At 44.5% G+C, this 7,325-nt stretch carries 7 protein-coding genes; 4 read left to right on the top strand and 3 right to left on the bottom strand.

Annotated features, from left to right (window positions below):
• Positions 1 to 98: 98 nt before the first annotated feature.
• Positions 99 to 500, top strand: a complete 402-nt coding sequence (locus IQ234_RS19130; RefSeq protein ID WP_002736196.1) for a fasciclin domain-containing protein — start codon at positions 99 to 101, stop codon at positions 498 to 500.
• A gap of 337 nt (positions 501 to 837) precedes the next feature.
• Here the strand turns inward: IQ234_RS19130 and glgB are convergent, their stop codons facing one another.
• From glgB to psbH, 3 genes are all read right to left on the bottom strand, one after another.
• Positions 838 to 3,117 (bottom strand): 1,4-alpha-glucan branching enzyme, encoded by a 2,280-nt coding sequence (glgB, locus tag IQ234_RS19125; protein WP_193958242.1) that lies wholly within the window; start codon positions 3,115 to 3,117, stop codon positions 838 to 840.
• 316 nt (positions 3,118 to 3,433) lie between these two features.
• The gene (locus IQ234_RS19120; RefSeq protein WP_002735474.1) at positions 3,434 to 3,682 is read right to left on the bottom strand and encodes a TatA/E family twin arginine-targeting protein translocase; all 249 of its coding nucleotides are present in this window, start codon (positions 3,680 to 3,682) and stop codon (positions 3,434 to 3,436) included.
• Between the two features lie 104 nt (positions 3,683 to 3,786).
• Positions 3,787 to 3,981 (bottom strand): photosystem II reaction center phosphoprotein PsbH, encoded by a 195-nt coding sequence (gene psbH, locus IQ234_RS19115; protein ID WP_002736544.1) that lies wholly within the window; start codon positions 3,979 to 3,981, stop codon positions 3,787 to 3,789.
• Positions 3,982 to 4,493: 512 nt separating this feature from the next.
• Between psbH and IQ234_RS19110 the strand changes: the two genes are divergently transcribed.
• The 3 genes from IQ234_RS19110 (at position 4,494) to IQ234_RS19100 (ending at position 7,086) form a co-directional block, all read left to right on the top strand.
• Entirely contained in the window at positions 4,494 to 5,093 is a 600-nt protein-coding gene (locus tag IQ234_RS19110; protein ID WP_002765257.1) for a superoxide dismutase, read from the top strand.
• A gap of 369 nt (positions 5,094 to 5,462) precedes the next feature.
• Positions 5,463 to 6,257 (top strand): alpha/beta fold hydrolase, encoded by a 795-nt coding sequence (locus IQ234_RS19105; RefSeq protein WP_193958241.1) that lies wholly within the window; start codon positions 5,463 to 5,465, stop codon positions 6,255 to 6,257.
• On the top strand, positions 6,217 to 7,086 hold the full coding sequence (locus tag IQ234_RS19100) for an MnmC family methyltransferase (RefSeq protein ID WP_193958240.1): 870 nt from the start codon (positions 6,217 to 6,219) through the stop codon (positions 7,084 to 7,086). Before IQ234_RS19105 ends, IQ234_RS19100 begins: the two co-directional genes overlap by 41 nt.
• The last annotated feature ends 239 nt before the right edge of the window (positions 7,087 to 7,325 follow it).

Below are 7,325 nucleotides of genomic sequence, written 5' to 3'. Positions count from 1 at the left end.
TCCCCACACCCCACACCCCATCCCTAGAACGATCTTTGGGACAAGATTAAGTTTAAAATCTGAAACAGATAATTTTTTTAAGGGATCGAGTCAAGTTTATGGCAGATATTGTCGATATTGCGGTCAGTGCCGATAATTTTAAAACTCTAGTAACGGCGGTACAAGCGGCTAATCTTGTGGATGCCCTGAAAAGTCCTGGCCCCTTCACGGTTTTTGCCCCCACCGATGAAGCTTTTGCCAAATTACCCCCTGGGACGATTACAACCCTAGTGCAGAATATCCCCCAATTAACCCGAATTCTCACCTATCACGTCGCTGCGGGCAAATATATGCAGGAAGATTTGGCAAAATTGGCTGTAGTAACTTCTCTAGAGGGTTCACCGATTCCCGTCGATTGTAGCGAAGGTTTTGAGGTGAAAAATGCCACGGTGGTCGCCGGTAATATCGAGGCAGATAATGGTGTGATCCACGTCATCGATACGGTGATCCTGATGGGTTAGTTTTTGACCGTCTTTTGCCCGGTCTGCATCTAGGGCAAATCTGTCTTATTTAGTAACTAAATATACAGATACTTTTGCTTGTTTATGGTTTCGATGCTCGACGGAGGAAAATGGCCACTTTCTGCACTTTCTTGTCTGTACCTGTTTAGACTAAATCCTGTTATTAAAGACTGATTATCTGTAGAAAACGGGTTTCTCCGAGAAACCCGTTTTCTGTGCGTTACTCAACGGATTTAGTATTAGCCATCTCGACAGTAATGGCAGCTCAGTTATCAGTTATCAGATGTTAGTTTTCAGTTCACTAATTACTGTTTACTGATCACTGAAAAAAGCTTACCTATTCCCCAGAAGCATTAGGACTGATTTTGAGAACTAAAACCCCTAAAGGTGGTAAACAAAGATCAATCGAGTAGGGACGGCTATGATAGGACCATTCCTCCGACCATTTACCGCCAAGGTTGCCCATATTACTACCGCCATATTTACCCGCATCGCTGTTAAAGATTTCCTGATAAAAACCGGGATGGGGTACACCAACGCGATAATGGCTGTGGGGTTGGGGAGTAAAATTACAGACCACCACGACGAACTCCTGCCAATTTTTGCTCCAGCGCAGGAAAGAAACGACGCTATGACTATTATCACTACAGTCAATCCACTCGAAGCCATCCTGACCAAAATCCTGGGTATATAGAGCAGGTTCACTCTTATAGGTAGCGTTCAAATCCGAGAAAAAGCGTTTTAGCTGTTGATGGGGTTCATGCTGCAAAAGACCCCACTCCAAATCACCCCAAACATTCCACTCACTCCACTGACCAAATTCCATGCTCATAAACATGGTTTTCTTGCCGGGGTGGGTAAACATATAACTAAATAATGCCCGGACATTGGCAAATTTTTGCCACTCATCCCCCGGCATTTTGCCAATCATATTACTTTTGCCGTGAACCACTTCATCGTGGGACAAAGCCAGCATATAATTCTCGCTGTGGTTATACCACATACTAAAAGTGACATTATTTTGATGGAATTGACGGAACCAGGGATCCATGCCGAAATAATCGAGCATATCGTGCATCCAGCCCATATTCCACTTTAAATTAAAGCCTAAACCGCCCATATAGGTGGGCCAGGACACCATCGGCCAAGCGGTGGATTCTTCGGCAATAGAGAGAATTCCGGGGAAATAGCTAAAAATTACATGATTGACTTGACGCAGAAATTCCGCAGCCTCTAAATTTTCCCGGCCACCGTACTCGTTAGCCACCCATTCCCCATCTTTACGACAATAATCGAGATAGAGCATAGAAGCCACCGCATCCACGCGAATACCGTCAATATGGTACTTATCGAACCAAAATAGGGCATTAGCGACCAGAAAATTTCTGACTTCGTTGCGACCGTAGTTAAAAATTAGGGTTCCCCATTCCTTGTGTTCCCCTTTGCGCGGGTCGCCGTGTTCATAAAGATGAGTCCCGTCAAAGAAGGCTAACCCGTGGCCATCTTTGGGGAAGTGACCGGGGACCCAATCCACTAGCACACCAAGGCCATTTTGGTGACATTGATCGACAAAATACATGAAATCTTCAGGATTGCCGTAGCGACTGGTGGGAGCAAAATAACCCGTCACTTGATAACCCCAAGAACCATCAAAAGGATGCTCGGCGATCGGTAATAATTCGATATGGGTGTAACCTAATTCTTTAACGTAGGGAATTAGTTTTTGGGCTAACTCGTAGTAACTCAAAAAGCGGGCCCCAGTGTTCCATTCCGACACGGGAACCGCTTCTCCTTCCCCGGCAAGTAAACGGGGGGGTTCGGCACTAGAGGTGTGCAGCCAAGAACCGAGGTGTAATTCGTAAACGGAAACCGGTTGAGTTAAAGGATCGCTATGGCGGCGTTTTTCCATCCAATCGCTATCATCCCAAGTATAGCTATCTAAATTGGCCACGATCGAGGCGGTTTTCGGGCGTACTTCTTGGGCAAAACCGTAGGGATCAGATTTTTCGTAAATATGACCTTCCCAATTTTTGATCTCGTATTTATATTTAGTGCCAACACCGATTTCCGGGATAAACAATTCCCAGACCATATTATTACGTTTCCGCATTTGGTGATCACGACCATCCCAGTTATTGAAATCACCAATAATCGAGACGTTGCGAGCATTAGGGGCCCAAACGGCAAAATAAACCCCTTTAATACCCTCGATTTCAGCTAAATGCGCCCCTAATTTTTCATAAATGCGATGATGGTTGCCCTCCCCAAACAGGTGTAAATCAAAATCGCTGAGTTTGGCAGAACGGAAGGCATAGGAATCATAGATTACCCGTTCCTGTTCTCCCTCCTGGATGCGTAATTGATAATTGTTCAGTTCACCGATATCGATAACGCACTCGAAAAAATGGGGGTGATAAGCGGTCGTCATGGGATATTCTTGTCTTTGGGACGGTAAAATAACCCAAGCGGCCGTGGTTTTCGGTAAGTAGGCTCTAACAACCCATTTATTTACTTTTCCTTCTTCTTCTAGGGGATGGGCCCCCAAAACCTCAAAGGGATCGTGATGGAGGTTGTTGACGATTTGATGGACTTGTTCGGGGGATACCACTATAGACATTCAGTTAACACTCTTGACATTTACAATACTTATAGCAAGGAAATAGTCATTTTTTCCCTGCCTTCTGGGAATTCTCAAACTAATGATATATTCTGCCTACTCATTCAACTATGGCTGTGACTGCTGCCACAATTTTCGTCGTTAAAGACGATTTTGCGCTCCAAAACCTGATTTACCGCTTTCTCGGTCAAAAAAACTAGCGAGTAGAAATGGTGGCCGATGGTAAAACTGCCAATTTAATCCGGCTCTGGTCATTCTCGATGTTAATCTAGCGGATAGCCTCGAATTTGACCTACAAAACATCTCTACACAGTTGTCAACTGGAACGAGTTTGATCCCTAGTAGATTGACTTTCTTCTAATTCAGCTTTGATTTTTACCGAGTCTTCAATCTGCTGGGCCTCTCGCTTAAATTCACTTTCAAATTCCTTGGATGCTTCTTGAAATCCTCGGATTGTTTTGCCTAAACTGCGACCGATTTCTGGTAATTTTTTCGGTCCGAAAACTAGCAGGGCAATCAAGAGAATTAACCCCATTTCTGGTAATCCAATCCCAAAAATATTCATTTTTCTGCTCCTAATAAAAAAATCGCGGTGGGCAGTAACCCACCTGCTAAAGTCCGAGGGACAATTCTGCGGCCAAAAATGCCGACAAGATTGTTGGAATCTGCTTACTGACCCCAATCTACATTAAATCCTTCTAAAATTAGGGAGGAGTTGTAGATCTGTAAAATAATCAGCAAAAAGACTAAAAACAGAGCCATAAACACTCCCATCAGCAAGGTAGTTCCCCAACCGGGGGAAACTTTACCATATTCCGAGTTGAGGGGACGAAGGATTTCACCTAAGCGTGTACGCTGTGCCATAAGTTACCAAGAAAGATCTGTAAATGATAATTTTGTATTGATCCGTAATTTGACGAACTACCAACCAGTCAACCCAGTCAGATAAAATCTACTGCTGTTGCCAGTGGAGCTTTTTTGGTCTAATTCCTAACGGAATCGTTTTTCGCCTGCCCTGCCACGCCCACAAGAATCTGCAAGCGCCTACAGTACGGGAATTATTTTAACATTGTTTGGTGATCTTCTCAGGATTTAGGAGACGGTCGATGAGAGTTGGGGTGATTTTTCAGTAATCAGTTATCAGTTATCAGTTATCAGTGAGGGGTTAGGGTTGGGGTGATGGGGAAGAAGGGAGAAGGGAGAAGGGAGAAAAAAGCTAATCACTGATCACTAATCACTGATCAAGTCTCCTTCGGTGCTATGATCGAGGATGTAAAGTTTTATTGCAACGGTATTCGTCTTGGTTAAGCTGAATACTGACAAAAGGTTAACAACACTACCTTAAACAAGCTCTCAAGAGAGGATACAGAGAACACATGGCTTACACACTTCCCCCTTTACCCTACGATTACACTGCCTTAGAGCCTTGTATCACCAAAAGTACCCTAGAATTCCACCACGACAAGCACCACGCCGCTTATGTCAATAACTATAACGGTTTGGTCAAAGATACGGAACTCGATGCTCTCTCTTTAGAAGAAGTTATCGTTAAGGTTGCTGGTGATGCCTCTAAAGCTGGGGTTTTCAACAATGCCGCCCAAGCATGGAATCATAGTTTTTATTGGGACTGCATGAAACCGGGTGGTGGCGGTGCGCCTACCGGTGCTTTAGCCGCTAAAATTAACGCAGATTTCGGCAGTTTCGAGAAATTTGTCGAAGCTTTCAAAACCGCCGGCGCTACTCAATTCGGTAGCGGTTGGGCTTGGTTGGTTCTCGATAACGGTACTCTCAAAGTTACCAAAACCGGCAACGCTGACAATCCTTTAACCGCCGGACAGGTTCCCCTCTTAACTATGGATGTGTGGGAACACGCTTATTATCTCGATTACCAAAATCGTCGTCCCGATTACATCAGCGACTTTTTAACCAAGTTGGTTAATTGGGATTTCGTGGCTGCTAATTTAGCCGCAGCCTAAAAAAAATTTGGCTCAGTTAATCAGTTATCAGTTATCAGTTATCAGGGATTGGGGAGCAGAGAGAAACCATCCATAGGTTGGGGGTTAGTCTTACTGTTAAAATTGGCAGCTCTCTCTAATATTAATTATCCTTAAATATAGATAACCAGAAAAAACTTTTTTAAGTATCTAAGCACAATTAATTACACATCTAAGCCACTACTCCGTCAGACTTCTGCGGTGGTGAGCAAACAGAGAACTGAAAACTCAAATCCGATCCCTAATAGCTTTATCCCGTCTCCCGTCTCCCGTCTCCTGTCTCCTGTCTCCTGTCTCGACTAGGAAATTAATTTTGCACGACTACTTAACATCGATCGCGCTTGTTGCACAATGGAACAACCTGTCAGTTGGATTATTCCCCGTCATCCCCGTCCCGATTATCCCCTGTTTGTATTTTTACCCGGAATGGATGGCAGCGGCCAACTCTACCATCGTCAGATTAAAAACCTTGCCCCTTACTTCGATCTGCGTTGTTTGGCGATTTCCCCGCAATATCTCGGTAATTGGGAGGAATTAAGCGATTGCGTGATTGCTTTATTGGCCCAGGAATTAAAGGGACAATCGAGAAAAGTCTATCTCTGCGGTGAGTCTTTTGGTGGCTGTTTAGCCTTGAAAATAGCGACAAAATCAGCAAAATTAATTAAAAAACTGATTTTAATTAACCCCGCTTCTTCTTTTAATCAAAGACCTCTTTTAAGCTTGGGAATCGGTATCACCCAGATAATGCCTGATTTCATCCACGGCAGCTCGGCACTAACTATTTTACCCTTTCTCGCCGCTCTCGGTCGAATATCCCGGGAAGATCGCCGCTCTCTCCTCAAAGCCATGCAATACGTCCCACCGAAGACGATTAGCTGGCGTTTATCCCAGTTACAACGGTTTCAGGTTAGTGCCAGCGAGTTAAAAGATCTGCAGTTGGAGGTGTTAGTGATAGCCAGTCAAGGCGACCGACTGTTACCATCGGTAGCGGAAGCTAAACGCCTAATTCAGCAGTTACCCGCCGCAAAATTAACGATTCTGCCCAATAGTGGTCATGCTTGCCTGCTGGAAACCGATATTTACCTCAAAGACATTCTTCATCACCATGCTTGTCTCCCCCGAAGCTTACCCGCAAAAAGTCACTGAGGATGGTTCATATACCTTTTTTTCGACCGAATTCGGCGAATGTTATCATTCTACCTCCGGGGCAAGGGAAGAAGCCGAGAAAAAATTTATCCTCTCCAGTCGTCTGGCAGCAAAAGCAGACCAGAGCAATAATCTAAAAATTCTTGACATTTGTTACGGCTTAGGGTATAATACCGCCGCTGCGTTGGCAGCCATTTGGCGAGTTAGGGGGGATTGTCGGGTAGAATTATTAGCTTTAGAAAGCGATCGAATGGTTCCCCTAGCGGCTATTAGAGAAAATCTCTTAAATAGTTGGAGTCAACCAATTCCCGAATATTTAAGTGATTTTGCCCATAATCACCGGCTAGACTTGCCTAATCTCACCGCTAAACTGTTAATTGGGGATGCGCGACAGACGATAACCAAGGTGATTGAGGCGGGTTTTCAAGCAGAGGCAATTTTTCTCGATCCCTTTTCCCCGGGTAAATGTCCGCAACTATGGACGGTGGAGTTTTTAGCTTTAGTGGCCAAATGCCTGAGTCCGACGGGTTATTTAGTCACCTATTCCTGTGCTGCCTCGGTGCGAAGGGCTTTACAATTAGCAGGATTGCAGATTGGAGCCACCGATAGCGTCGGGCGGCGATCGCCGGGGACAATAGCCAGTTTTTTGTCCTTACCCCCATCTTTATCGGCACAGGAACGGGAACATCTGCAAACTAAGGCCGCTATTCCCTATCGGGATGCGACTTTAAGCGACCCAGCCGAAGTTATCATACAACGTCGTCGCAGGGAACAGGCTCTCTCTGATTTAGAACCGACTAGCCACTGGAAAAAACGTTGGCAAAGATAAGATCGTTTAATTCGATCGAAATCTCGGAATGAGATTAATGTAGGTAAGTAGTCGTGCAAAATTAATTTCCTAGTTGAGACAGGAGACAGGAGACGGGAGACAGCTATCAGGGTGTGGGGTTACAGATACTTGAAATTTCATTACAGATAGCTGAAATTTCAAAGTCTGCAAACTTGCATCAATTTATTTTGATAAATTAAGTGCTTTCAAGGCTTACATCTTTTTTATTGAAAATCTAT

This window comes from Microcystis aeruginosa LEGE 91341, from assembly GCF_015206885.1.
In the GTDB taxonomy this organism is placed as follows: domain Bacteria; phylum Cyanobacteriota; class Cyanobacteriia; order Cyanobacteriales; family Microcystaceae; genus Microcystis; species Microcystis aeruginosa_H.
This window is presented reverse-complemented; position numbering and strand designations above follow the sequence as displayed.